This window comes from Streptomyces sp. E11-3 (genome assembly GCF_046540415.1).
GTDB lineage: Bacteria > Actinomycetota > Actinomycetes > Streptomycetales > Streptomycetaceae > Streptomyces.
Genome location: NZ_JAZGRL010000001.1, coordinates 610995 through 634711, shown reverse-complemented (window position 1 = coordinate 634711; position 23717 = coordinate 610995). Strand labels below are relative to the sequence as shown.

Sequence of the window (23717 nt, the reverse complement as noted above, 5' to 3'; positions counted from 1 at the left end):
CCGTAGGTTCAAGCAGGTCAGCCCGTCGATCCCACGGACCGGAGACCACCATGCCGCAAGCCGCGCTCGCAGAGCCCCGCGCAGCAGCCCCGCTCGCCGACCAGGCGCCACCCCGCGGCAGTGACTTCGCACCCCTGCTGCGTACGGTCCGCAGCCAGGGCCTGCTGGAGCGGCGCACCGGCTGGTACGCCCTGGGTATCGCCGTCAACGCTCTGGCACTGGGTGCGATCGTGACCGGCCTCGTCCTCATCGGTGCCTCCTGGTGGGCGCTGCTCCTCGCCCCCGTACTCGCCGTGTTCTCGGCCCGTACGGCCTTCATCGGGCATGACGCGGGGCACGCGCAGATAGCCGGGAGCCGCGCGGTGAACCGGGCCATCGGGCTGATCCACGGAAACCTGCTCCTGGGCATGAGCGCGGCCTGGTGGAACGACAAGCACAACCGGCACCACGCCAACCCCAACCACCTGGACAAGGACCCGGACGTCAAGGCCGATGTGCTGGTCTTCAGCAGCGAACAGGCCACCGTCCGCACGGGCTTCGGGCGCTGGCTCACCCGCAACCAGGCCTGGCTCTTCTTCCCGCTCACCCTCCTGGAGGGCATCGCCCTCAAGGTCTACGGATTCCAGGACCTGCGGCGACAGGCCCCGCGCGAGCGGATCGTCGAGGGACTGCTGCTGCTCGGCCATGTCGTCGGCTATGCGGCGCTGCTGCTGACCACCCTGTCCGTCGGGCAGGCCCTCGCCTTCGCCACGATCCACCAGGCGCTGTTCGGCCTCCACCTGGGGCTGGCCTTCGCGCCCAACCACAAGGGCATGGAGATGCCGGACCCGGACGGCGAGGCCTGGGGCCATCTGCGTCGCCAGGTCCTCACCTCGCGCAACATCCGCGGCGGCGCCCTGACCGACTGGTTCCTCGGCGGCCTCAACTACCAGATCGAACACCACCTCTTCCCCAACATGCCCCGGCCGCATCTGCGGCTCGCCCAGCCCCTGGTCCGCGCCCACTGCGCCGAACTGGGCATCCCCTTCACGGAGACCGGGCTGGTGGACTCGTATCGGCAGGCCCTGGGGCACCTGCGCGAGGTGGGTGAGCCTCTCAGGGTTGAGTAGGGGTCGGACTCAGGGTTGCATCAGGGGTACACACTGGAACTACGGCAGACGCGAGGCCGTTCTCACCATCAGAGAGCGGCAGCAGCCGCGAAGGAGGCGACGCACATGTCGAATACCGCGAAGATCGCCGTAGGGGGCGTGGCGCTCGGGCTTTTCCTGTGGATCTGGCTGCCCTTCTGGGCTGTGCTGCTGATCGTGGTCGGGGTGCCCGCGGCGGCGTATATGACGCTCGACCCGTCCCAGCGGCGCAGGCTGCGCCGCGTCAGCCGCAAGGAGATCGGCCACTGACCTCCGCCTGTCCGATCCGACGTCGGCTCAGGAGGGGCGTACGGCCATGAGGTCGAGGGCGGCGAGGAGTCCGGACAGCTCGGGGCCCCGGCCCACCGGCAGTACCTGCCTGGGTTCCTCGTCGAGCAAGACGAACGCGATGTCGTCGGTCCTGGCGACCAGGGACCAGCCGGGGCCGTCGACCCGCAGCGTCCTGGCGTCCTGGCTGGCGAACGAGGAGCGCACACGCCCGAGGGGTGGGGGCGTCACCGTGTACGCGCGAGCCGCGTCCAGGACCTGCCGTACGGTTCGGGGCGCCGCCTCGGCCGCTTCAGAGGTTTCGTTGATTTCGGCGGACTCATCGGTTTCAGCGGCCGGTGTGGTGGAGTCCGAGGCGAAGTCCGCGTCGTCGAGCTGCTCTCGCCACGTCGCCCACTGCCGGGCGATCTCGTCCGCGCCGAGCCTTCGCTGCGCGGGCCCCCAGCCGCCCGCGTCGGGCGGTACGAGCACCGGCCACTCGGCCTCGCCGGGCTCGGGCTCCGGGTCGTGCGGCGCGGGCACACCCGGCGCGGCGACGGCGAGGGGCAGCGGCCAGCCGCCCAGCGTGGCGACCACCGTGTGCTCGTCCGGGGACAGGTCGTACTCCATACCGCAGTCCCAGGATGCGATGGCGACGGCCACCAGCGACACGTCGTCCACCGCCACAGTCCACCGCGCCCCGTGCCCATCCTGGCCGAGCACCAGCCCGTACCCGCCGCTGACCGGCGTCAGGCCGAGCGCCGCGCAGGCCTGCGCGTAGTCGTCGCCCAGCACGCTCGGGAACTGCGCGGGCGTCAACAACACCGCGGTCAGCACATGCAGTGCGTCGTCGACGAAAGCCTCGTCCGCACCGGTCATGGCAGCCTCCTCCGTAAGCAGTCGGCGCACCCTAACCAGCCGGTAACCACGGCGTCGAGGCCCCTGGAGCCTGTCGTCTGGTTCTGTCTGGTCCCGACTGGTCCCGACGAAAATCCGCTCGCCCCAGGCCCAGCGCCACTCGTACGCTGCGCGACATGTCCCGGCACCAGTTCGTCTGCACACCCTGTCGCGCCGCCTACAAGAAGGAGCCCGACTACGCGCGCGTACGCCGCGATGTCTGCCCCCGGTGCGGCGGCGCGTTGCTCAGAGCCTGTCTTTGAACCCCCGCCTGCGCCCCGACGCCCGGCACGCACTCTCGCCGCACGGCGCCGCAGGACAGGTGGCTCCTTCCCCAAGCTCTCGGCTTCGCTCTAGCAGGGGAGACCCCATTCATGACCTGCGACGCCGCACGCCGAGAGCACGCACCGAACGCCGCTGCGCCCGCGCTCCGCGCGGACGACGGGGGTTCAAAGACAGGCTCTCAACGCGGGCTCCGCGCTCGCGGTGCCGCCGCGCCGTGACATCGTGGCCTGGCGTGCCCTGACCGCCGTACTGCAGGCCGGTGTCCGCTTCCCCCAGGGCTGCTGCGGCGACGGCCCCGGCTACCGTCCGCGCACCCCACGCGAGGTCCGCGAACGTCTGGAATTCGCCGCCGCCACCGGGACTCCCGCGTCACAGGCGCTGGTCCGCTACGACCCGGTGCCCTCCACCGACGTCAGGCAGCGGGTAGGCCGAGGAGGGTACGGGCGACGGTCCGCGGCGACTCGTCGTACTCCCGCGCGAGGGCGATGACCGCGCGGCACGCCAGCTCGCTGACGCCGAAGGACAGGGCCTCGGGCGAGACCCACCCCTCGGCCTCGTCCATCTGGTCCCGATCGTCCTCCGCACACGCCGAGACATACGCGGCGGCCGCGTCGAAGAGGTTGTGCTGGGTCTTTCGACCGCTCGGGGGCTTCTTCTCCGGGCCGGGCGCCGACTCCCCTGGAGCCCGCCCGTCCGGCCGGAAAAGCCTGAACAGCCTGTCGAGTCTGCCGAGCATACGGACCACCTACCCCCGGTACGGTCGCCACGGTCGTTCTGCCCAGTGTGCCCTGACGGCGGCACGTTCGGGGGGCGCGGGCGCCGGTCAGTCCTGACGCACCGCCAGCGCCAGGAAGAGGGCGTCCTCGTCGATGTACCGCGTCATCCGCCAGCCGGAAGAGGCCAGCAGCGGGCGGAGGTTGGCCTCGGCCCGCAGATCGCCCGGCGTGATCTGGCGCCCCTGCCGTGCCGCGAGCGCGGCCCGGCCGATGGCGTGGAAGAGCGCCAGGCGCCCGCCTGGGCGCACCACTCGGGCCAACTCCCGCAGGTTCTCGGCCGGTTCCGGAAGGTGGGAGACGAGTCCCGCGCCGAACACGGCATCCAGCGACCGGTCGCGCAGCGGCAGCCGCGCCACATCGGCCAGCAGCAGGTGCCCGTCCGTGTCCCGCCCGGCCCGCACCGCGGCCGCCAGCATGGCAGGCGTCAGATCGGCGCCGATCACCACACCGGACGGGCCCACCGCCCGGCGCAGCGCGGGCAGCGCGCGCCCGGTGCCGCAGCCCGCGTCGAGCACGGCGTCACCGGGCCGCAGCCCGAGCTCGGCGACGCCCGTCTCGAACGCGGGCCCGTCGTCGGGGAAGCGGGCGTCCCAGTCGGCCGCCCGCGCCGCGAAGAACTCCTGCACATCAGTGTGGTCGTTGCTCATACGCCTCATGATTCCGTATCCGCCCCGACGGGCCCCAGGGCGTCCGGGCGTGGGTGCGAAGCGCCGTACATCCGTCTGGGCGCGCACGTTCGACCCTGACGCGATCGTTCAGAAACATATCCATGTCATATTCCGACAGCTTTCGAAATGCGCCCCCGTTGTGCGCCCCTGTCAGGACTAGCGTCCTGGAGTCATGGGACACCTGGACCACGCCACCTTCGGCTGGCTGACACCCTTACTGTCGTACGTGATGGCGTGCATCGGCGCCGCCCTCGGGCTGCGCTGCACGGTGCGCGCACTCGCCGCCACCGGAAGGTCACGCCGCAACTGGCTGATCACCGCGGCCTCCGCGATCGGCACCGGCATCTGGACCATGCACTTCGTGGCCATGCTCGGCTTCGGCGTCAGCGGCACGGACATCCGCTACGACGTACCGCTGACCCTGCTGAGCCTGCTCGTCGCGATGCTCGTCGTCGGCGGCGGCGTCTTCGCCGTCGGCTACGCCCCAGCCCGCGGCCGGGCGCTGGCGCTCGGCGGACTCACCACCGGGCTCGGCGTCGCGAGCATGCACTACCTGGGCATGGCGGCGCTGCGGCTGCACGGCAAGGTGATGTACGACCCCGTACTCGTCGGCCTCTCGGTGCTGATCGCCGTGGTCGCCGCGACGGCGGCGCTGTGGGCAGCCCTGAACATCAAGTCGCCGGTCGCGGTCGGCGTCGCCTCGCTCGTCATGGGCGGCGCGGTGAGCAGCATGCACTACACCGGAATGATCGCGGTGAGTGTGCGGGTCGACCCCTCCAGCGGGGCCCTGGCCGGGGCGACGGCGATGCAGTTCATCTTCCCCCTCGCCGTCGGCCTCGGCTCCTATCTCTTCCTCACCTCGGCCTTTGTCGCGCTCTCGCCCACGGCAGGAGAGCGCGAGGCCTCCGCTTCGGCACAGCGGCCGACCGCGAGCGCCGTCCGCTAGCGGAGCCGCCCCGCCGCCGCGGGCACGACGCCCCGAACCCCGTTTCGAGACCGGATGGAACCGACGGAACCCATGCCTCCCACGCCACCGACACGCGGCCGACGCGCCCACGCCGGCCCACCCGCCGAAGAACCGCCCGATGCGCAGACGCCACCCCCGGCGAGTACGCCGAGCAGCGGACGGATACGGCCGCGCGCCCGGACCGTACGCGCGAAGATCGTCTGCCTGCTGATGGTGCCCGTCGTCTCGCTCCTGGGCCTGTGGGCCTTCGCCACGGTGAACACCGCCCAGGACGTGGCCCGGCTACGGGAGTTGCAGCGGGTTGACGAGCAGGTCCGCGCCCCCGTCGCCGAGGCGGTCGCCGCACTCCAGGCGGAGCGCGTCGCCGCGGTGCGCTACGCCGCCGAACCGGACACCGGCCGCGGTGAGGCACTGAAGAAGCTGGCCAAGACCACGGACCGGGCCGTGGGCGAACTCCGGCTCGGCGAGCAGCACACCATCGCCGACGGCGGCGGCCTCCCGGCCGGTGTGGCGCGCCGGCTCACGTCCTTCGTCGCAGGCACCCAGGAGCTGAAGCCCCTGCGCGCCACGGTCCTGGACCGCAGCACCGGCTGGGACGCGGCGTACGGGCAGTACACCAAGGCCATCCAGAGCGCCTTCGGTGTCGGCGGCGCCCTCACCGGCATCCAGGACGCGGAACTGGGCTCCGACGCGCGCGTGCTGCTCGAGTTCTCCCGCGCCGGTGAACTCCTCGCCCGCCAGGACGCGCTGCTGGCCGCCACCAAGCCGACCGACTCCATCGACGGCGAACGGCTGCGCAGGTTCATCGGCACCGCCGAGGCCCGGCGAACCACGACCGACGCGGCCGTCCAGGATCTGCCCGGACCCGACCGCGCGGCCTGGCGGGACCTTGAGAAGTCCCGCGCCTACACCGCGGTACGCGCCGTCGAGGACCAGCTACTCGCCGCGCCGTCCGGGCGCAAGGCGGCCGACGTGCTCAAGGGCGGCGACTGGGACACGGCGTACGCGACCGTACGGGAAGACCTGCGCGCGATCGAGGCGGGCGCCGGGCGCAGCGCGGCCGACCGGGCCGACCCCCTCACCCGCGGGGTGCTGACCACGGCGGGTGCGGCGGTGCTGCTCGGGTTGCTCGCCGTCGCGGCGTCGCTGGTGATCTCCGTACGTATCGGACGCGCCCTGGTCGTCGAGCTGATCAGCCTGCGCAACAGCGCACTGGAGATCGCCCGGCACAAACTTCCGCAGGCCATGCGCCGGTTGCGGGCGGGTGAAGAACTCGACATCCGCGCCGAGGCACCACCGGGACCACGCGCCGACGACGAGACGGGCCAGGTCTCCGAAGCGCTCGGCACCGTGCACCGCGCGGCCCTGCATGCGGCGGTTGAGCGCGCCGAACTCGCCAGCGGGATCTCCGGGGTGTTCGTCAACCTCGCCCGGCGCAGCCAGGTCCTGGTCCACCGCCAGCTCAACCTCCTCGACTCCATGGAACGCAGGTCCGACGACCCGAACGAGCTCAGCGACCTGTTCCGCCTGGACCACCTGACGACCCGGATGCGGCGCCACGCCGAGAGCCTGATCATCCTGTCCGGTGCCGCGCCCGGCCGCGCCTGGCGGATGCCGGTCTCCCTGACGAACGTCGTACGGGCCGCGGTCTCCGAGGTCGAGGACTACGCGCGCGTGGAGGTACGCCAACTCCCCGAGGCCGCCGTGACCGGCACCGCCGTCGCCGACCTCACCCATCTGCTCGCCGAGATCGTGGAGAACGCCGCCCAGTTCTCGCCGCCGCACACCAAGGTGCGGGTCTCAGGGGAACACGTCGGCAACGGTTACGCACTGGAGGTCGAGGACCGCGGCCTCGGCATGGGCAAGGAGCGCCTGGCCGAGGCCAACCGGCGCATCGAGCAGTCCGAGGCGCTGGACCTCTTCGACAGCGACCGCCTCGGCCTGTTCGTCGTCAGCAGGCTGGCCGCCCGGCACGCCATCAAGGTCCATCTGCGCACCTCCCCGTACGGCGGCACGACCGTGGTCGTCCTGCTGCCCACCGCGCTTCTGCAAGGGGCCATGACCGAGGGCCACGGAGCCGCGCGCGAGCGCCACGAGGCGGCCATACCGCAGGAACACGCGCGGCTGGCCGCAGCGGGGGCGTCGCGGGCAGGCGGCGGCTCCGTGAACGGCGGCCCGGTGCACGGCGATTCCGTGCCCACCGCACCAGCCGTGCCCACCGCACCAGCCTCCCGCCCGGCACTCGCCCCGTCCGCGGAGCCCGCCCCGTCCGCGGAACCCGCGCCGCCGCCCGGCGTGACCGCGCTCAGGCCGCACACCCGCCCCAGCCAGGCGGGCGGCGGGGACGAACCCCAGGCCCCACCGGACCCCCCGGCCGACGACACCGACGCCGAACTCCCGCGTCGAGTACGCCAGACCCACCTCGCGCCCCAACTGCGCGCCGAGCGCCCGGCCGACGACCCGGCGGACCCCGCACCCGACGCGGCCGAGCGCACCCCCGAACAGGCCAGAGACCGGCTGGCCGCCTACCGCGACGGGTGGGCGCGCGGCGGAGGCCGGCCCTCGGGCGTCCGAGGGCCGATACCGGGCAGTGACAGCAGCGAAGGAGACCCCGCATGATCGAGAATCCGCGCGTCGGCACCGCCCACCGTTCCGGCGAGCTCGACTGGCTCCTCGACGACCTGGTGGTCCGCGTGGGCGAGGTCCGACACGCCGTGGTGCTGTCGAACGACGGGCTCGCGGTCGGCGCGTCCAGCGCCCTGCGCCGCGAGGACGCCGAACACCTGGCCGCCGTCGCCTCCGGCTTCCACAGCCTGGCCAAGGGCGCGGGACGCCACTTCGGTGCCGGCGGCGTGCGCCAGACGATGGTGGAGATGGACGACGGCTTCCTGTTCGTGGCCGCCGCGGGCGACGGCTCCTGCCTCGCCGTACTCACTGTCGTACACGCCGACATCGGCCTGATCGCCTACGAGATGGCCCGGCTGGTGAAGCGGGTGGGCGAACACCTCTACACACCGCCGCGGTTCGCCACCCAGCCGCCCGACGCCGGATGACCGGATGTCGCCGGATGACAGAAGGGGGCGGCACAGCCCATGAACACCCACAGCGGCGCCGAAGACGCCGCCCGCCCACGGTCGGGCAGCCAGTGGTACGACGCCGAGGCCGGGCCGCTGGTCCGCCCCTACGCGATGACCGGCGGCCGTACCAGCGCGGGTCCTACCGCGACGCACTTCGACCTGATCGCCCTCGTACGGCTGGACACGGCCGCTCTCGACGCCGCGCACGACACCTCGCTCGGCCCCGAACACCGGGCGCTCATCGACCTGTGCCGGGGCGAGACCCAGTCGGTCGCGGAGCTGGCCGCGGGCGCCGACCTGCCCGTGGGCGTGGTGCGGGTACTCCTCGGCGACCTGCTCGAACTGGGCTGCGTCAAGGTGAGCCGGCCGGTGCCGCCCGCACAGCTACCCGACGAACGAATCCTGAGAGAAGTGATCAATGGGCTCCGAGCGCTCTGAGAGCCAGGGCGGCGAGAGTGTCGCCCTGGCGCTGAAGATACTGGTCGCGGGCGGCTTCGGGGTGGGCAAGACCACCCTGGTCGGGGCGGTCAGCGAGATCCGGCCGCTGCGCACCGAGGAACAACTCAGCGAACTGGGCCAGTCGGTGGACGACACCGGCCAGGTCGAGCGGAAGACCACCACCACGGTCGCCATGGACTTCGGCCGGATCACGATCAGAGACGGGCTGTCCCTGTACCTCTTCGGGACGCCCGGCCAGGACCGCTTCTGGTTCCTGTGGGACGAGCTGTCCCAGGGGTCACTCGGCGCCGTGGTCCTCGCGGACACCCGGCGGCTTGAGGACTGCTTCCCCGCGGTGGACTACTTCGAACACCGGCGCATCCCCTTCGTGGTGGCCGTCAACTGCTTCCCGGGGACGCGTACGTACGGCGCCCAGGAGGTCTCCCGTGCCCTCGACCTCGACCAGGGAACGCCGGTCGTGCTGTGCGACGCACGCGACCGGGACTCCGGCAAGGAGGTGCTGATCCGACTGGTCGAGTACGCCGGGCGGATGCACACCGCCCGGCTGCTCGACACGGTGGGGTGAGCGGCGCGCCGGCCTCCGACCGCTACGCCGGCCTCCGACCGCTACGCCGGTCTCCGTCCGCTAGGCCGTCCTAAGTCAGCCACGCCGTCCTCAGCCCACCACGCCGTCCTCAGTCCGCTACCCCGGACTGGGCGAGCACTTTGTCGATGGTGACCCGGACCAGGAGCTCTCCCGGCACGCCGTTGCGGGCCCCGAACTCCTCGGCGCGCTCCGCGCCCATGTAGCGGGCCGCGATCCGGGTCGCCGCGGCACGCACCTCAGCGAGATCCTCGACCAGCTCGGCGCGGCCCTGGATCACCACGTACGCGAACGGCGGCCGGTCGTCGTCCACACACAGGGCGAGCCGTCCGTCGCGGGCGAGATTGCGGCCTTTCACCGTGTCCTTGCCGGTGTTGAAGAGGAGCTGGTCGCCATCGAGCAGGAACCAGACCGGGGCGATATGCGGGGAGCCGTCGGCCCGGACGGTGGAGAGCTTGCCGGTCCGGGTCCCGTGCGCGACGAAAGCGCGCCATGCTTCATCGGTCATCTTCTTTGCCATGACTCCATGATGGCCGGTCTGGACGCCTCGACCTGCGCTGACCGGCCCGGCGCACCGGCCCGGCGCCAGAGTTATCCACAGGCCGAGCGGAGAGCTGACCTTCCGCGCTACGGTCTTCACCGAGAGTAATCACACCTCACGGGGGAGGCCCTCATGGCCGGAAACACCGCTGTCCGTACGGCCGCTGACAAGCCGTCTGTCGAGAGATCGTACGCGCTGGGCCGAGCGGCCCGGGAGCTCGGGCTGAAGCGCGGGGAGTGCGAACTGGGAATGCGGCTCGGCCATATCCGCAGCGTGCCGGGCCCGGAGCCCGGCAAGCGCCGGGTCCCCGCCCCGGAGATCGACCGATTGCGCACCGCCGAGGGTTTCCCCGGAGCGCTGCGCGAGCGCGTCAGGACGGTGGGCACCACCGAGGGCGCCGCACTGCTGGCCATTCCGACGAGCCGCTTCACCCGCCTGGCCCGCGCGGGCCTGCTGGTCCCGGTGCGCTTCTACCTGAACCGCTACCGCGCGGTGGTCTGGCTCTATCTCGCGGACGATCTGCGGGAGTTCGCCCAGGCGCACGGCGCGCTGCTCACCGGCACCGCCCCGGAGTTCATCCGGCGGCGTCTGGAGGCGGGCGAGGATCTGCGGGCCCGCAACTGGCGCGGCAGGTGCCGAGGCCTGCTGGCGCGCCAGGCGGGTGACGCGTGGGAGCACGCGGCCGTCACCGCGTCGGTGCTGGACCCGGCGCAGCTGGCCGAAGCCGTGCCGGATCCCTACGAACGCGCCTACCTACGGCGGATCGGGCCGGACCCGTACCTCGCCTCAGGCTCACCCGACGCACGCTCCACACAGGTCATCACGCGGATCCTCTTCGCGGACGACCCGGACGAAATCCACTGGCTGCACACGACCCTCGCCCAGGACCTGGCCCAGGCCAGGAGGCAGCGGCCCGCGCCGCGCCCTGAGGGGGCCCGCCCGGTGCTGTCGGCGGCCCCGCCCCCTGTTCCTCAAGCGCCCCCGGCCGATGGGGGCGGCCCGGACCCGGCCGCTGCCCAGGGGCCGCTGGGATGGCTGCGGCGACGGCGACGCCGACGGGTGTCGGCCGGCTGACACCTCTCGGCGCGCACGTAGCGGAGTGCGGGGTGCGGGGTGCCGGGCGAGGCATCCGGGTGCCGTAGGCGCGCCGTCGGCAGGGCATACCCGCACACCAGGGAGGAGGTTTCTACGTTGGCCGAATGACTGTCAGATCAACTGCGCGTGCTGCCGTGGTGGGCACGGTGTCCCTCGCCGTCGGCACACTGCTCCTGGTGCCGGTGTCACCCGCGGCGGCCTCCCACGCCGAGCCGCGGCCACCGCGGCCGATGTCCGCCGACTCCCCGCTCCTGGACCGTGGGGGGACGCAGGTTCGGCTGCGGCAGGAGGCGCCCGCGCTGCCGGGGAGTGTGTCGGCCCTGTCCTGGCTGGTGGCCGACGCCGACACCGGGGAGGTGCTGGCCGCGCGCGACGCGCACCGGCGGCTGCCACCGGCCAGCACCCTCAAGGCGCTCTTCGCCGTCACGGTGCTGCCTAACCTGCCCGGCGGGTTGAGTCACAAGGTGGCCGAGGCGGAGCTGGCCGAGGTGGGCGACGGCAGCAGCCTGGTCGGGGTCATCGCGGGGCGCACCTACCGCGCGGCGGATCTGTGGCGGGGCGTGTTCCTGAGTTCGGGCAACGACGCGGTGCATGTGCTGGCCGAGATGAACGGCGGCTGGCAGCGCACCGCGGAGCAGATGGAGGCCAAGGCCCGAGCGCTGGGCGCCCGCGACACACGGGTGGTGTCGCCGGACGGCTATGACGCACCGGGGCAGGTCTCCTCGGCGTATGACCTGGCCGTCTTCGGTCGCGCCGGGCTGCGGGACCCGGAGTTCGCCCGGTACAGCGGGACCGCCGTGGCCCAGTTCCCCGGCGATGGCTGGTCCTACGCCATCCAGAACACCAACCGCCTGCTCACCGGCGCCGATGGGGTGGGCGTCTACCCGGGGATCATCGGGGTCAAGAACGGCTACACCTCCAAGGCGGGGCACACCTTGATCGCCGCGGCGCGGCGTGCGGGCCGCACCCTGGTGGTTTCGGTGATGAACCCGCAGGCGGGCGGCGGTCGTGCCGTGTACACGGAGGCCAGGTCGCTGCTGGACTGGGGATTCGCGGCGGCCGGGCGGGTGAGTCCCGTCGGGTCGTTGCGGCCACCGGCCCCGAAGGCGGGTCCCGAGGCGCCCGAGGTGCTGCCCGCGGTGGCGCGTACGGAGGCGAAGGGGGGCAGCGTCTGGCCAGCGGTGGGCGCACTCGTGGGCGCGCTGTGCCTCGCGGCGGCGGTGGCCGCCCTGCTGCGACGTGGACGGTTGGGACGACTGGGGCGGCACGGACGGTTGGGGTGGTTGGGGCGGCGCGGACGGCACGCCGGAGTCAGGAGGGGCTGAGGGAGCGGGCGTTGGGTTCAGGAGGGGCTGAGGGAGCGGGCGTTGGGTGCGGCGGCCGCCTGCTCCCCGGTGGGATGGGCGGCGAACAGCCCGTCGAGGTGGTACCGCAGCACCTCACCGGCCTGCTCAGCGGTTCGCTGGCCGACCATCACGCTGGTGCCGAGCCCGTGGTTGAGGGCGAGCAGCCGGGCGGCCTCGGCGTGGGCGTCCAGCCCCGGGTCCAGTTCACCCTGGGCCTGGGCCTGTCGGATGACGTCGGTGAGCCGCTGCTCCAGCCGAGCGGGGCCGTCGACGAAGGACTGCTGGGCCAACTCGGGGTCTGTCATGGCGAGTACGGCATAGGAGGTCCATACGAGGTGGAAGGCGCGGCTGGGTTCGTCGTTCGGCAGCGCCTCGGCGAGAAACGCCTCCAGCAGGAGCCGGGTCGAGGCGGGGCGCGACGAGTGGGCCAGGCGCTGCTCCCAGCGCTGGTGGCTCTGGAGCTCGAGGTGCTCCAGCGTGGCCCGCATCAGCTGCGCCTTGCTCTCGAAGTAGTACTGCACCAGCCGGAGTGAGACACCCGACTCCGCCGCCACCGCCCGCAGGGTGACCGCGTGCAGGCCATCCCGGGCGGCGAGGCGCACAACGCCGTCGGCGATCTGGGCGCGCCGCTCGGCGTGATCGACATACTTGGGCACGCCTTTATGGTACCTGCGTATCATGAAGGTGCAGGACCGCCCCTGGGAAAGGAGCGCACGATGACCGAACGCAAGCCGCCGGGTGTCAGCTTCGAGTCATGGGTCGACAAGCAGATCCGCGAGGCGGAGGAGCGGGGCGACTTCACCGAACTGCCGGGCTTCGGCAAGCCGCTCCCCGATGCCGACGCACCATACGACGAGACCTGGTGGATCAAGCGGAAGATGCACCGCGAGGGTGTCTCCGTCCTGCCCCCGACGCTTGCCCTGCGCAAGGAGGCGGAGGACGCCCTGGCCGCCGCCGAGCAGGCCGTGTCGGAGCGCGAGGCGCGACGGCTGCTGACGGAGGTCAACGAAAAGATCCACGCGGCCCTCGCCCGCCCACTGCCCGGCCCACCGCTGGGCCTGGCCCCGTTCGATGTGGAACGCCTGCTGTCCGAGTGGCGCGCTCGCCGTGGATCCTAGGGTCTGACCGGCGGATCATGCCTGGGACGCGGCGCCCCAGGCATGATCCCCCTTGCCCCGTATCCCCCTTGCCCCGTGCATCCCGCCTCGCTCAGTCCGACAGCGCCCACAACAGCCGGTAGTACATGATCCGCTCCGGGTCCGCCTCGATCCCGTAGGCCTCCAGCAGCGGCTCTTCCCAGCCGGGGCCGTAGTTCCACTGCGTGCTCCAGGTGGCGATGGCGAGGTCGGCCCAGCGGTCGGCGACACCGAGCGCGCCGAGGTCGACGTGCCCGGTGTACGTACCGTCGTCACCGATCAGGGTGTTGGGGGCGCAGGCGTCGCCATGGCAGACGACGGGCGCATCAACCGGCGGGATGTCGGCGAGCACGCCGAGCGCGTGCTCGACGGTACGGAAGTGCTGAAGGTCTTCAGGCCAGTGCGCCGGATCGATCCGGCCCGCGGCCGCCCGTGACCGTACCCTCTCCAGCCGTTGGCTGGCCGACCAGTCGAACGGACAATCCGCGACGGGCAGCTTCTCGTGCAGCGCGCGGAGCCCGGCACCGATCGCGCGTACCGCGGTGTCGGGGTCGCGCTTCCAGTAATCGTCCACCGCCATGCGCCCGGGCAGGCCATCCGTGACGATCCAGGACCCTGTGTCGTCCGCGCCCTCGTCGAGTACGCGCGGCACCACGAGGAACCCCGCCGCCCAGCGCAGGCGTACCACCTCGGCCGACAAGTCGATACCGCTGCCGGTCGGCGTCCACTTCACGAAATGCCGCGCGTCCCCCAGGCCGAGCTGAAACGTCAGGCCACCGAGTCCGTTCTGCCAGACGCCCCGCACCGGCCGGCCGGCCGCCAACTCCGTGACGATCCGTGGAAGCTCGACCGGGCCTTCAGGCGGTATGGCTGTCATTGGATCACTCTCACCGGACCTGCCGGTCGCAGGCCAACCAGTTTCACACGTGCGGACGGAACAACCCCTCCTGGACGACCGACACCAACAGCCGCCCCTCACGGTCATAGATCCGGCCGCGTGCCAGGCCACGGCCGCCCGTCGCGATCGGGGACTCCTGGTCGTACAGGAACCACTCGTCGGCGCGGAACGGCCGGTGGAACCACATCGCGTGGTCGAGCGAGGCCATGTCGAAGCCGCGCTGCCCCCACAGGGGTTCGATCGGGATGCGGACCGCGTCCAGCAGCGTCATGTCGCTGGCGTACGTCAGGGCGCAGGTGTGGATCAGCTGGTCGTCGCCCAGCGGGCCGACCGCGCGCATCCACACGGCGCTGCGCGGCTCCGCGTCCTTGACCTCGTCGGGGGTCCAGCGCAGCCGGTCCACATAGCGCAGATCGAAGGGCTGGCGGCGGGCCATCCGCTCCAACTGCTCGGGCAGCGCGCCCAGATGGTCGCGGATCTCGTCGACGACCTTCGGCAGCGACTCGGGGTCGGGCGCGTCGATCCGCGCCGGCAGCTGGTGCTCGAAGGTGCCCTCCTCCGGCTGGTGGTAGGAGGCGGTCAGATTGAAGATCGTGCGCCCCTGCTGCACCGCGGTCACCCGGCGTGTGGTGAAGGAGCGTCCGTCCCGCACCCGCTCGACCTGGTAGACGATGGGCACGCCCGGAATGCCGGGCCGCAGGAAGTACGCGTGCAGCGAGTGCACCGGCCGGTCCCCGTCAGTGGTGCGGCCCGCCGCGACCAGGGCCTGGCCCGCGACCTGACCGCCGAAGACCCGCTGCAGGGACTCGTTCGGGCTGCGGCCGCGGAAGATGTTGACCTCGATCTGCTCCAGGTCGAGCAGGTCGACGAGTCTCTCGGCGGGGTTTGGCCTGGGCTGCGTCTCAGAATCCGTCATCGCTGCTCCTTGCTGGTCCTTGCCGGTCCTTGGTGTCGGGGCGGGGAACGTACGCGCGGAGGTCAGAGCTGGCCGACGTCCGTGACCCGGACGACGGCGAGGCCCTCGGCGTCCGACGCCACGAGGTCGACCTCGGCGCTGATGCCCCAGTCATGGTCGCCGTTCGGGTCGGCGAACGTCTGCCGGACGCGCCACAGGCCGTCCTCGGGACGCTCCTCGATCTGCAGCAGCTTCGGCCCGCGCGCGTCGGGCCCGGTGCCCAGGTCCTCGTACTCGTCCCAGTACGCGTCCATCGCCTCGCCCCACGCGTCCGCGTCCCAGCCGGACTCGGCGTCCAGCTCGCCCAGCTGATCGACCTGGTCGAGCGCGGCCAACTCGACCCGCCGGAACATGGCGTTGCGCACCAGGACCCGGAACGCCCGGGCGTTGGCGGTGACCGGCTTGACCTGGTCGGCCTTCTCCTGGGCCTCCTCGGCCGTCATCACCTCGGGGTTGGCGAGCTGCTCCCACTCGTCCAGCAGGCTGGAGTCGACCTGGCGGACCATCTCGCCCAGCCAGGCGATCAGATCCTGCAGGTCCTCGGACTTCAGATCGTCCGGGACGGTGTGCTCCAGGGCCTTGTAGGCGCTGGCGAGATAGCGCAGCACGATGCCCTCGGTGCGCGCCAGCTCGTAGTACGAGGTGAACTCCGTGAAGGTCAGCGCCCGCTCGTACATGTCGCGGATGACCGACTTCGGCGACAACGGGTGGTCGCCGACCCAGGGGTGGCTGCGGCGGTACAGGTCGTAGGCGTGGAAGAGCAGCTCCTCCAGCGGCTTGGGGTAGGTGATGTCCTGGAGCCGCTCCATCCGCTCCTCGTACTCGACGCCGTCCGCCTTCATCGCGCCGACCGCCTCGCCGCGCGCCTTGTTCTGCTGGGCCGCCAGGATCTGCCGCGGGTCGTCGAGCGTGGACTCCACCACCGACACCATGTCCAGGGCGTACGACGGCGATTCGGGCTCCAGGAGGTCGAAGGCGGCCAGCGCGAAGGTGGACAGCGGCTGGTTGAGCGCGAAGTCCTGCTGCAGATCGACGGTGAGGCGGACGATCCGGCCCTCGGCGTCCGGTGTGTCCAGCTTCTCGACGACGCCCCCGTCGAGCAGCGAGCGGTAGATGGCGATGGCGCGGCGGATGTGGCGCAGCTGGTTCTTGCGCGGCTCGTGGTTGTCCTCAAGGAGGCTGCGCATCGCGGCAAACGCATTGCCGGGACGGGCGATCACCGCGAGGAGCATGGTGTGGGTGACCCGGAAGCGCGAGGTCAGCGGCTCGGGATCGGAGGCGATCAGCTTCTCGAAGGTGCCTTCGGACCAGCCGACGAAGCCCTCGGGGGCCTTCTTGCGCACCACCTTGCGGCGCTTCTTCGGGTCGTCGCCGGCCTTGGCCAGGGCCTTCTCGTTCTCGATGACATGCTCGGGCGCCTGGGCGACCACCAGGCCCGCCGTGTCGAAGCCCGCGCGCCCGGCGCGCCCCGCGATCTGGTGGAACTCGCGGGCCCGTAGCACCCGTACGCGATTGCCGTCGTACTTGGCCAGCGCGGTGAACAGCACCGTACGGATGGGGACGTTGACGCCGACACCGAGGGTGTCCGTGCCGCAGATGACCTTCAACAGCCCGGCCTGCGCCAGCTTCTCCACCAGGCGCCGGTACTTGGGCAGCATGCCCGCGTGGTGCACGCCGATGCCGTGCCGGACGTAACGCGACAGGTTGCGGCCGAACTTGGTGGTGAACCGGAAGTTGCCGATCAGGTCGGCGATCTGCTCCTTCTCGGCCTTGGTGCACATATTGATACTCATCAGCGACTGGGCCCGCTCGACGGCCTGCGCCTGCGTGAAGTGCACGATGTAGACCGGCGACTGCTTGGTCTCAAGGAGTTCGGTCAGCGTCTCGGTGATCGGGGTCAGCCGGTACTCGTACGACAGCGGGACCGGACGGGTCGCGGAGCGCACCACCGAGGTCTCGCGGCCGGTGCGGCGGGTGAGGTCCTTCTCGAACATCGCGACATCGCCGAGCGTCGCCGACATCAGGATGAACTGCGCCTGCGGCAGCTCCAGGATCGGGATCTGCCAGGCCCAGCCGCGGTCCTGCTCCGCGTAGAAGTGGAACTCGTCCATCACGACCTGGCCGATGTCGGCGTCCTTGCCGTCGCGCAGCGCGATGGAGGCCAGCACCTCGGCGGTGCAGCAGATGACGGGCGCGTCGGAGTTCACGGACGCGTCGCCGGTCAGCATGCCGACGTTCTCGGTGCCGAAGAGCTTGCACAGGTCGAAGAACTTCTCCGACACCAGGGCCTTGATCGGTGCCGTGTAGAAGGTGACCTTGTCCTGGGCGAGGGCGGTGAAGTGCGCCCCCGCCGCGACCAGGCTCTTGCCCGAGCCGGTCGGCGTGGACAGGATGACGTTGGCCCCGGACACCACTTCGATCAGCGCCTCCTCCTGGGCCGGGTAGAGGGCGATGCCCTGCGACTCCGTCCACGTGGAGAACGCCTCGAAGAGGGCGTCGGGGTCGGCGGTCGGCGGCAGCTGATCGATAAGGGTCACCCCCCTATCTTGCCTGCCCGTGGCACCGATCAGGGAACCGGCCGTCAGCACGAAGATCACAAGCGTTACGCTGTGCCGTCAACTGGGCTCTGGTGTACGCGCAACTGGGCCGCTGAGTACGAGGAATGGGGCGGCAACGGCCATGATGGGTCCTGCACACTCACTGTCGGGAGCAGCGGCCTGGCTGGGGGTGGGCGCGATCGCGACCGCCGCCGGTCATGGGATGCCGTGGCCCGTGCTGGTCGTCGGCGCGCTGATCTGCGCGGGCGCGGCCCTGGCGCCGGACCTGGACCAGAAGTCGGCGACGATCTCCACATCCTTCGGCCCCCTGTCGCGCACCTTGGCCGTGTTCATCGACAAGCTCTCGCACGGTGTCTACAAGGCGACCCGCAAGCCCGGCGACCCGGTCCGCCGCGGCGGACACCGTACGCTCACCCACACCGCGGTCTGGGCGCTCCTGCTGGGGGCGGGATTCGCCGCCGGCGCCATGACCGGCGGCCGCTGGGCGGTGCTCGCCATCCTCTTCGTCCATGTGACGCTGGCCATCGAGGGCCTGATGTGGCGCGCCACGCGCGGTACGTCCGCCTCGGTCCTGGTGTGGCTGCTGGCCGCGGCCAGCGCCTGGATTCTGGCCGGAGTCCTGGACATGGCGGGCAACGGCTCGGACTGGTTCGTCACCGGGACGGGTCCCGAGTACGCCTGGCTCGGTCTGCCGATCCTGCTCGGCGCGATGGTGCACAACATCGGGGACAGCCTCACCGTCTCCGGCTGCCCGATCCTGTGGCCGCTGCCGATCGGCCGCAAGCGCTGGTACCCGGTGGGCACCCCGCGGATCATGCGGTTCCGCGCGGGCAGCTGGGTCGAGGTCAAGGTGCTGATGCCGACGTTCATGGTGCTGGGCGGGGTGTGCGGGGTGCTGGCTCTCAATCTCTTCTGAGCCCACGCTCCAGAAGGGGCTGGCCCTCAACCTCTACAAGAGGTTGAGGGCCAGCCCCTTCGGCACACTCACCCGTGCCACGACCGCCACAGCGCCGCATACGCGCCGTCCGCCGCGACCAGCTCGTCATGGCTGCCCAGCTCGGCGATCCGGCCCTGCTCGACCACCGCGATCACATCCGCGTCATGCGCGGTGTGCAGCCGGTGCGCGATGGCGACCACCGTGCGCCCTTCGAGCACCCCGGCCAGCGAGCGCTCCAGGTGGCGCGCCGCCCGCGGGTCGAGCAGCGAGGTCGCCTCGTCCAGCACGAGGGTGTGCGGATCGGCGAGTACGAGCCTGGCCAGGGCGATCTGCTGCGCCTGGGCCGGAGTGAGCGCGACGCCCCCGGAGCCGACCTCGGTGTCCAGGCCGTCCTCCAGCGCCCGCGCCCAATCGTCCGCGTCCACCGCGCCCAGCGCCGCCCACAGCTCGGCGTCCTCGGCGCCCGAGCGGGCCAGCAGCAGGTTGTCGCGCAGCGCGCCCACGAAGACGTGGTGCTCCTGGTTGACCAGGGCGACCTGCTCACGTACCCGCTCCGCTGGCATCTTGGACAGCTCCGCGTCACCGAGCGTCACCCGCCCGGTCCGCGGCGCGTAGATCCCCGCCAGCAGCCGCCCGAGTGTGGACTTGCCCGCGCCGGACGGCCCCACCAGCGCCATCCGCGTACCGGGCGCGACCTGCAGGGACACCTCCCGCAGCACGTCGACGCCCGCGCGGTACCCGAAGTGCACCTCGTCGGCCTGTACGGCGCGGCCCTCGGGCGTCACCGACGCGTCGCCCGCGCCGGGCTCGATCTCCCGGACGCCCACCAGGCGGGCCAGCGACACCGTGGCGACCTGCAACTCGTCGTACCAGCGCAGAATGAGCCCGACCGGTTCGACCATCATCTGCGCGATCAGGACGGCCGTGGTCAGCTGGCCGACGCCGATCCAGCCTTGCAGCACGAACACGCCGCCGATGATCAGCATCGAGGCGAGCACTGTCGTATGGGTGAGGTTGATGACCGGGAAGAGCACCGACCGCAGCCACAGCGTGTACCGCTCCCAGGCGGTCCACTCCTTGACCCGCTGGTCCGAGAGCGCGATCCGGCGCGCGCCGAGCCGGTGCGCCTCCACGGTGCGTCCGGCGTCCACGGTCTCGGCGAGCGCGGCGGCCACGGCCGCGTACCCGGCGGCCTCGGAGCGGTAGGCGCCGGGCGCCCGCTTGAAGTACCAGCGGCACCCGGCCACAAGCAGCGGCACCGCGAGCAGCACGGCGGGCGCCAGGGGCGGTGCGGTGACGACCAGTCCGCCGAGCAGCAGGGCGATCCACACCACGCCGATCGTCAGCTGCGGCACCGCCTCGCGCATCGCGTTCGCCAGCCGGTCGATGTCGGTGGTGATCCGCGACAGCAGGTCACCGGTCCCGGCCCGCTCCAGCACACCAGGCGGCAGCCCCACGGACCGTACGAGGAAGTCCTCGCGCAGGTCCGCCAGCATCTGCTCGCCGAGCATCGCGCCGCGCAGCCGCACCAGCCGGACGAACACCGCCTGGACCACCAACGCGAGCGCGAACAGCGCCGCTGAGCGCTCCAGATGGAGGTCCGACGCGCCGCTGGCGGCCTTCTCGACGAGCGGGCCGAGCAGTGACGGACCGACCATCGACGCGCACACGGCGATCACGTTCACACCGACGAGCAGCAGGAAGGCGTGGCGGTGCCGCCGCAGCAGCTCCCGCACATACGCCCGTACGGTCGCGTGCCCGCCCACCGGCAGGGTGGTCGCGGTCCGGGGTGCCGCCGGGTCGTACTCGGGCGGCGCCACGCCGATCATGCCGTCTCCTCGATGTCGTAAGCGTCGTCGAAGGTGATGCGGAGTTCGCTGCGGTACGCCGGTCCGTCCTCGGCGTGTTCGGGTGTGTCCCGTTCGACGGCGTCCCGTTCGACGGCGGCCCGCTCCGTCTCGGCCCGCTCCGTCTCGGCCCGCTCCATCGCGGCCCGCTCCGTCTCGACCTGCTCGTCCTCGGTCTCACGGGTGACCACGGCCCGGTAGCGCGCGTGGGTGTGCACCAGTTCGCGGTGCGCGCCCACGGCCGCGACGGATCCGTCGTGGACGAGGACGACCCGCTCCGCGCGGTCAAGGAGCAGCGGCGACGAGGTGAACACCACGGTCGTACGTCCCTGCCGGAGCGTCCGTACGCCATCGGCGACCCGCGCCTCGGTGTGCGAGTCGACGGCCGACGTCGGCTCGTCGAGTACCAGCACCTCGGGGTCGGTGACCAGCGAGCGGGCCAGCGCGAGCCGCTGCCGCTGCCCACCGGACAGTGAGCGGCCGCGCTCGGTGATCGGCGCCTCCATGGCGTCGTCGTCCACCGAGGCCTGGGTGAGCGCGTCCAGCACATCGGCGCACTCGGCCGCGTCCAGTGCCTCCTTGGCGGAGACCTGTCCCGATGCCGGTACGTCGAGGAGTTCCTGGAGCGTGCCGGACAGCAGGACCGGGTCCTTGTCCTGGACGAGTACGGCGCTGCGGGCCACGTCCAGCGGCAGGCCGTCCAGGGCGACGCCGCCGAGCAGCACGGAGGGTGCGAGCTCCTGTTCGCCGTTCTCCTTCTCCGGCGCGGCGGGCTCGTCCTCAAGTGCGGCGTGCCCGCCGAGGCGCTCCGCGAGGCGGCCTGCCTCGTCCGGGTCGCCGCAGACGACCGCGGTCAGCCGTCCCGCGGGAGCCAGCAAACCGGTGGCCGGGTCGTACAGGTCGCCCTGCGGGTGCGCCGTCTCCTGGGCGCCGCCATCCCCGTACGAGGTCCGCTCCAGGGACAGCACCCGGGCGGCTCGGTCAGCCGACGGCCGGGAGAAGGAGTACGCCATGGCGATCTCCTCGAAGTGCCTGAGCGGATAGGACAGGAGCATCACCGCGCTGTAGACGGTGACCAGTTCACCGACCGAGATCCGGCCGTCCTGCACCAGACCGATGCCGTACCAGACCACGCTGATCAGCAACAGGCCAGGCAGCAGCACCTGAACGGCGCTGATCAGCGCCCACATTCGGGCACTGCGGACGGCCGCCTTGCGCACCTCCTGCGAGGCACGCTGGTAGCGCCGCAGGAACAGTTCCTCGCCGCCGATGCCGCGCAGCACCCGCAGTCCGGCGACGGTGTCCGAGGCCAGCTCGGTGGCCCGGCCCGCCTTCGCGCGCTGGGCGTCCGCGAGCTTTGTCGCGCGGGGCAGCAGCGGCAGTACGCCGAGCGCCAGTACGGGCACGCCCACGGCGACCACGACCCCGAGCGCGGGCTGGTACACGGTGAGTGCCACACAGACCAGCACCACCGTCACGGCCGCGGCGGCGAACCGCGACAGCGCCTCGACGAACCAGCCGATCTTCTCCACGTCCCCGGTGGACACCGCGATCACCTCACCCGCTGCGACCCGCCGGGTGAGCGCGGCGCCGAGCAGCGCCGTCCTGCGGGCCAGCAGCTGCTGGACGCGGGCCGCCGCGGTGATCCAGTTGGTGACGGCCGTACGGTGCAGCATCGTGTCGCCGAGCGCGATGGACACCCCGGCTACCGCGAGCAGGCCGCCCGCCACCGCGAGCCGCCCACCGGAGCCGTCCACCACGGCCTGCACGGCGAAACCGACACAGAACGACAGCGCCATCACCGAGCTGAAGTGCAGCAGCCCCCAGGCCAGCGACTTGAGCTGACCGGCCAGCTGGTTCCGCTCAAGCCACAGCAGGAACTTCAGGCCCGAGCGTGCGTCAGGCACGCCCGGATCGGCATACGGAAGGTTGCGGATCTGCATGACATCCCAGAGCTCGGCGGCGACGGTCGGGGGAGAACGGAGGACAACGGAGGACAACGGGAGAGGAGAACGGGAGGAGAAACTGAAACCTTGCAAGGCTGACGCCCGGAACAGGAGGAAAGCAAACGATTTTCCTCATCCGGGCAGCCCGCGGGGAGGTTCCGGCCGCGGGCCGCGGGGGAGTCGTACGAGGCCGAGCGTGAGGTGCGACGATGGTCCGTATGCGGATATCCGGCACGGTGCGTTCCGTGATCGCGGCCCTCGCCTGCTGCGTGGCCCTCACCTCCTGCGGCGGCGCGGTGAGCGGCAGTTCGGACGCGGGGACCCGGCGCGGCGAGCAGCCGACACCCAGCTCCTCCGAATCGAGCGCGGAGCCGACCGCCGAGCCGAGTGCCGAGCGCACCACCGGCCTCACCCGCATCCCCGACGTCGGCGACCGGCTGCACCGGCGCATCCCGGACCGCTCCCGCCAGGTGGTCGCGGTCTACGGCGAGGGCGAGAACTCCGCCGACTCCACCGTCGCCCTCTACACCAAGCACGGCTCCACCTGGGATCTGACCCGCAGTTGGCCCGCCCACAACGGCAAGAAGGGCTGGACCCCCGACCACCGCGAGGACGACAAGCGCAGCCCAGTGGGGGTGTTCACGCTGACCGACGCGGGCGGCGTCCTGGATGACCCGGGCGCGCGCCTCCCGTACACCAAGTCCTCGTCTTTCGCCGCCCCGCGCTTCTGGCCCAAGACGCACTGGAACGACTTCGACCTGGTCATCGCGATCGACTACAACCGCGTCAAGGGCACTCCGCCGAACGACCCGACGCGGCCCGAAGGGCAGTCCAAGGGCGGTTCGATCTGGCTGCATATGGACCATGGCAGTGGCACATCCGGCTGTGTCAGCCTCGCCAAACCGGCCATGGAGTACCTGCTGCGCACTCTCGACCCGAAGCAGCACCCGGTCGTGGTGATGGGCGACAAGGCGCACCTGCGCGCGTCCTGAGACAGGGCCTGAACAGGAGTCCGACACAGGGTCTGAGCAGGGGCCCGACACAGGGTCTGAGCAAGGGGCCCGACACAAGGCCTGAGCAAGGGGCCGACATATGGCCTGAGCAGGGTCTGACCACGCGCCGGTCGCGGCGCGGTCCGGCGGCCGATCGGCCCGCCGAACCGCGCCGTACGCGCCCAGGGCGGTGGGGTCGCGGCGGCCGGGTGGCTGGACTCCGGCGGCACGCGGGCGCCCCGGGCGCATCGGGCCGCCGGCGAGAGGACGGGATCAGCGGCCCGGCACCGCGCGGAAGAGGCCGGGAGCACGCGGTGCGTACGTCCTAGTGGACCGCACGATTTCGGCCACGGCGAGGGC

General features: G+C 71.7%; 23 protein-coding genes. 13 read left to right on the top strand and 10 right to left on the bottom strand.

The window, feature by feature from the left end:
- Positions 1 to 50: 50 nt before the first annotated feature.
- On the top strand, positions 51 to 1109 hold the full coding sequence (locus U9R90_RS02845) for a fatty acid desaturase family protein (protein WP_411054764.1): 1059 nt from the start codon (positions 51 to 53) through the stop codon (positions 1107 to 1109).
- Between the two features lie 105 nt (positions 1110 to 1214).
- Positions 1215 to 1397 carry a hypothetical protein gene (locus U9R90_RS02840; protein WP_411054763.1) on the top strand — a complete coding sequence of 61 codons (183 nt, stop codon included), beginning with the start codon at positions 1215 to 1217 and terminating at the stop codon, positions 1395 to 1397.
- A 27-nt stretch (positions 1398 to 1424) separates the two neighbouring features.
- Here the strand turns inward: U9R90_RS02840 and U9R90_RS02835 are convergent, their stop codons facing one another.
- Positions 1425 to 2273: a hypothetical protein gene (locus U9R90_RS02835; RefSeq protein ID WP_411054762.1), complete on the bottom strand. Its 849-nt coding sequence runs from the start codon at positions 2271 to 2273 to the stop codon at positions 1425 to 1427.
- A 155-nt stretch (positions 2274 to 2428) separates the two neighbouring features.
- On the opposite strand from U9R90_RS02835, the gene U9R90_RS02830 reads away from it, so the two are divergent.
- The gene (locus U9R90_RS02830) at positions 2429 to 2554 is read left to right on the top strand and encodes a hypothetical protein (protein ID WP_411054761.1); all 126 of its coding nucleotides are present in this window, start codon (positions 2429 to 2431) and stop codon (positions 2552 to 2554) included.
- 434 nt (positions 2555 to 2988) lie between these two features.
- Here U9R90_RS02830 and U9R90_RS02825 read toward each other — a convergent pair whose 3' ends face one another.
- Positions 2989 to 3312 carry a hypothetical protein gene (locus tag U9R90_RS02825; protein WP_411054760.1) on the bottom strand — a complete coding sequence of 108 codons (324 nt, stop codon included), beginning with the start codon at positions 3310 to 3312 and terminating at the stop codon, positions 2989 to 2991.
- Positions 3313 to 3399: 87 nt separating this feature from the next.
- Positions 3400 to 3999 (bottom strand): class I SAM-dependent methyltransferase, encoded by a 600-nt coding sequence (locus tag U9R90_RS02820; RefSeq protein ID WP_411054759.1) that lies wholly within the window; start codon positions 3997 to 3999, stop codon positions 3400 to 3402.
- 193 nt (positions 4000 to 4192) lie between these two features.
- Between U9R90_RS02820 and U9R90_RS02815 the strand changes: the two genes are divergently transcribed.
- The 5 genes from U9R90_RS02815 to U9R90_RS02795 all read left to right on the top strand — a co-directional run bounded on the left by U9R90_RS02815 (position 4193) and on the right by U9R90_RS02795 (position 9088).
- Positions 4193 to 4966, top strand: coding sequence for an MHYT domain-containing protein (locus tag U9R90_RS02815; RefSeq protein WP_411054758.1), 774 nt, complete (start codon positions 4193 to 4195; stop codon positions 4964 to 4966).
- A 72-nt stretch (positions 4967 to 5038) separates the two neighbouring features.
- Entirely contained in the window at positions 5039 to 7606 is a 2568-nt protein-coding gene (locus U9R90_RS02810; protein WP_411054757.1) for a nitrate- and nitrite sensing domain-containing protein, read from the top strand.
- Positions 7603 to 8040: a roadblock/LC7 domain-containing protein gene (locus U9R90_RS02805; RefSeq protein WP_411054756.1), complete on the top strand. Its 438-nt coding sequence runs from the start codon at positions 7603 to 7605 to the stop codon at positions 8038 to 8040. Before U9R90_RS02810 ends, U9R90_RS02805 begins: the two co-directional genes overlap by 4 nt.
- Positions 8041 to 8079: 39 nt before the next feature.
- Positions 8080 to 8502 (top strand): DUF742 domain-containing protein, encoded by a 423-nt coding sequence (locus U9R90_RS02800; RefSeq protein WP_411054755.1) that lies wholly within the window; start codon positions 8080 to 8082, stop codon positions 8500 to 8502.
- Positions 8483 to 9088 carry a GTP-binding protein gene (locus U9R90_RS02795; RefSeq protein WP_411054754.1) on the top strand — a complete coding sequence of 202 codons (606 nt, stop codon included), beginning with the start codon at positions 8483 to 8485 and terminating at the stop codon, positions 9086 to 9088. Before U9R90_RS02800 ends, U9R90_RS02795 begins: the two co-directional genes overlap by 20 nt.
- Before the next feature lie 109 nt (positions 9089 to 9197).
- On the opposite strand, the gene U9R90_RS02790 is transcribed toward U9R90_RS02795, so the two are convergent.
- On the bottom strand, positions 9198 to 9626 hold the full coding sequence (locus U9R90_RS02790; RefSeq protein ID WP_411054753.1) for a PPOX class F420-dependent oxidoreductase: 429 nt from the start codon (positions 9624 to 9626) through the stop codon (positions 9198 to 9200).
- Positions 9627 to 9779: 153 nt separating this feature from the next.
- Here U9R90_RS02790 and U9R90_RS02785 point away from each other — a divergent pair, with 153 nt between their 5' ends.
- On the top strand, positions 9780 to 10721 hold the full coding sequence (locus tag U9R90_RS02785; RefSeq protein ID WP_411054752.1) for a DUF6397 family protein: 942 nt from the start codon (positions 9780 to 9782) through the stop codon (positions 10719 to 10721).
- A 125-nt stretch (positions 10722 to 10846) separates the two neighbouring features.
- The gene (locus U9R90_RS02780) at positions 10847 to 12067 is read left to right on the top strand and encodes a D-alanyl-D-alanine carboxypeptidase family protein (protein WP_411054751.1); all 1221 of its coding nucleotides are present in this window, start codon (positions 10847 to 10849) and stop codon (positions 12065 to 12067) included.
- 17 nt (positions 12068 to 12084) lie between these two features.
- On the opposite strand, the gene U9R90_RS02775 is transcribed toward U9R90_RS02780, so the two are convergent.
- Positions 12085 to 12744 carry a TetR/AcrR family transcriptional regulator gene (locus U9R90_RS02775; protein WP_411054750.1) on the bottom strand — a complete coding sequence of 220 codons (660 nt, stop codon included), beginning with the start codon at positions 12742 to 12744 and terminating at the stop codon, positions 12085 to 12087.
- Between the two features lie 60 nt (positions 12745 to 12804).
- On the opposite strand from U9R90_RS02775, the gene U9R90_RS02770 reads away from it, so the two are divergent.
- Entirely contained in the window at positions 12805 to 13206 is a 402-nt protein-coding gene (locus U9R90_RS02770; RefSeq protein WP_411054749.1) for a DUF1992 domain-containing protein, read from the top strand.
- 91 nt (positions 13207 to 13297) lie between these two features.
- On the opposite strand, the gene U9R90_RS02765 is transcribed toward U9R90_RS02770, so the two are convergent.
- From U9R90_RS02765 to U9R90_RS02755, 3 genes are all read right to left on the bottom strand, one after another.
- Positions 13298 to 14101, bottom strand: a complete 804-nt coding sequence (locus tag U9R90_RS02765; protein ID WP_411054748.1) for an aminoglycoside 3'-phosphotransferase — start codon at positions 14099 to 14101, stop codon at positions 13298 to 13300.
- A gap of 43 nt (positions 14102 to 14144) precedes the next feature.
- The gene (locus U9R90_RS02760; protein WP_411054747.1) at positions 14145 to 15038 is read right to left on the bottom strand and encodes an acyl-CoA thioesterase; all 894 of its coding nucleotides are present in this window, start codon (positions 15036 to 15038) and stop codon (positions 14145 to 14147) included.
- Between the two features lie 62 nt (positions 15039 to 15100).
- Entirely contained in the window at positions 15101 to 17674 is a 2574-nt protein-coding gene (locus tag U9R90_RS02755) for a DEAD/DEAH box helicase (RefSeq protein WP_411054746.1), read from the bottom strand.
- Between the two features lie 82 nt (positions 17675 to 17756).
- Between U9R90_RS02755 and U9R90_RS02750 the strand changes: the two genes are divergently transcribed.
- Positions 17757 to 18551: a metal-dependent hydrolase gene (locus tag U9R90_RS02750; RefSeq protein ID WP_411054745.1), complete on the top strand. Its 795-nt coding sequence runs from the start codon at positions 17757 to 17759 to the stop codon at positions 18549 to 18551.
- 68 nt (positions 18552 to 18619) lie between these two features.
- On the opposite strand, the gene U9R90_RS02745 is transcribed toward U9R90_RS02750, so the two are convergent.
- Both U9R90_RS02745 and U9R90_RS02740 read right to left on the bottom strand, forming a co-directional pair.
- On the bottom strand, positions 18620 to 20401 hold the full coding sequence (locus U9R90_RS02745) for an ABC transporter ATP-binding protein (RefSeq protein WP_411054744.1): 1782 nt from the start codon (positions 20399 to 20401) through the stop codon (positions 18620 to 18622).
- The gene (locus tag U9R90_RS02740; protein ID WP_411057614.1) at positions 20398 to 22362 is read right to left on the bottom strand and encodes an ABC transporter transmembrane domain-containing protein; all 1965 of its coding nucleotides are present in this window, start codon (positions 22360 to 22362) and stop codon (positions 20398 to 20400) included. Before U9R90_RS02740 ends, U9R90_RS02745 begins: the two co-directional genes overlap by 4 nt.
- Before the next feature lie 212 nt (positions 22363 to 22574).
- Between U9R90_RS02740 and U9R90_RS02735 the strand changes: the two genes are divergently transcribed.
- On the top strand, positions 22575 to 23357 hold the full coding sequence (locus U9R90_RS02735) for a L,D-transpeptidase family protein (RefSeq protein ID WP_411054743.1): 783 nt from the start codon (positions 22575 to 22577) through the stop codon (positions 23355 to 23357).
- Positions 23358 to 23717: the final 360 nt, after the last annotated feature.

What these genes read in the sequence shown, in the direction of transcription:
- U9R90_RS02765 (WP_411054748.1), bottom strand. Translation starts at nt 14,101, where the DNA reads ATGACAGCCATACCGCCTGAAGGCCCGGTCGAGCTTCCACGGATCGTC.
- U9R90_RS02795 (WP_411054754.1), top strand. Translation starts at nt 8,483, where the DNA reads ATGGGCTCCGAGCGCTCTGAGAGCCAGGGCGGCGAGAGTGTCGCCCTG.
- U9R90_RS02845 (WP_411054764.1), top strand. Translation starts at nt 51, where the DNA reads ATGCCGCAAGCCGCGCTCGCAGAGCCCCGCGCAGCAGCCCCGCTCGCC.
- U9R90_RS02750 (WP_411054745.1), top strand. Translation starts at nt 17,757, where the DNA reads ATGATGGGTCCTGCACACTCACTGTCGGGAGCAGCGGCCTGGCTGGGG.
- U9R90_RS02810 (WP_411054757.1), top strand. Translation starts at nt 5,039, where the DNA reads ATGCCTCCCACGCCACCGACACGCGGCCGACGCGCCCACGCCGGCCCA.
- U9R90_RS02800 (WP_411054755.1), top strand. Translation starts at nt 8,080, where the DNA reads ATGAACACCCACAGCGGCGCCGAAGACGCCGCCCGCCCACGGTCGGGC.
- U9R90_RS02835 (WP_411054762.1), bottom strand. Translation starts at nt 2,273, where the DNA reads ATGACCGGTGCGGACGAGGCTTTCGTCGACGACGCACTGCATGTGCTG.
- U9R90_RS02780 (WP_411054751.1), top strand. Translation starts at nt 10,847, where the DNA reads ATGACTGTCAGATCAACTGCGCGTGCTGCCGTGGTGGGCACGGTGTCC.
- U9R90_RS02820 (WP_411054759.1), bottom strand. Translation starts at nt 3,999, where the DNA reads ATGAGCAACGACCACACTGATGTGCAGGAGTTCTTCGCGGCGCGGGCG.
- U9R90_RS02740 (WP_411057614.1), bottom strand. Translation starts at nt 22,362, where the DNA reads ATGCAGATCCGCAACCTTCCGTATGCCGATCCGGGCGTGCCTGACGCA.
- U9R90_RS02825 (WP_411054760.1), bottom strand. Translation starts at nt 3,312, where the DNA reads ATGCTCGGCAGACTCGACAGGCTGTTCAGGCTTTTCCGGCCGGACGGG.
- U9R90_RS02805 (WP_411054756.1), top strand. Translation starts at nt 7,603, where the DNA reads ATGATCGAGAATCCGCGCGTCGGCACCGCCCACCGTTCCGGCGAGCTC.
- U9R90_RS02760 (WP_411054747.1), bottom strand. Translation starts at nt 15,038, where the DNA reads ATGACGGATTCTGAGACGCAGCCCAGGCCAAACCCCGCCGAGAGACTC.
- U9R90_RS02830 (WP_411054761.1), top strand. Translation starts at nt 2,429, where the DNA reads ATGTCCCGGCACCAGTTCGTCTGCACACCCTGTCGCGCCGCCTACAAG.
- U9R90_RS02770 (WP_411054749.1), top strand. Translation starts at nt 12,805, where the DNA reads ATGACCGAACGCAAGCCGCCGGGTGTCAGCTTCGAGTCATGGGTCGAC.
- U9R90_RS02785 (WP_411054752.1), top strand. Translation starts at nt 9,780, where the DNA reads ATGGCCGGAAACACCGCTGTCCGTACGGCCGCTGACAAGCCGTCTGTC.
- U9R90_RS02735 (WP_411054743.1), top strand. Translation starts at nt 22,575, where the DNA reads ATGGTCCGTATGCGGATATCCGGCACGGTGCGTTCCGTGATCGCGGCC.
- U9R90_RS02840 (WP_411054763.1), top strand. Translation starts at nt 1,215, where the DNA reads ATGTCGAATACCGCGAAGATCGCCGTAGGGGGCGTGGCGCTCGGGCTT.
- U9R90_RS02745 (WP_411054744.1), bottom strand. Translation starts at nt 20,401, where the DNA reads ATGATCGGCGTGGCGCCGCCCGAGTACGACCCGGCGGCACCCCGGACC.
- U9R90_RS02790 (WP_411054753.1), bottom strand. Translation starts at nt 9,626, where the DNA reads ATGGCAAAGAAGATGACCGATGAAGCATGGCGCGCTTTCGTCGCGCAC.
- U9R90_RS02815 (WP_411054758.1), top strand. Translation starts at nt 4,193, where the DNA reads ATGGGACACCTGGACCACGCCACCTTCGGCTGGCTGACACCCTTACTG.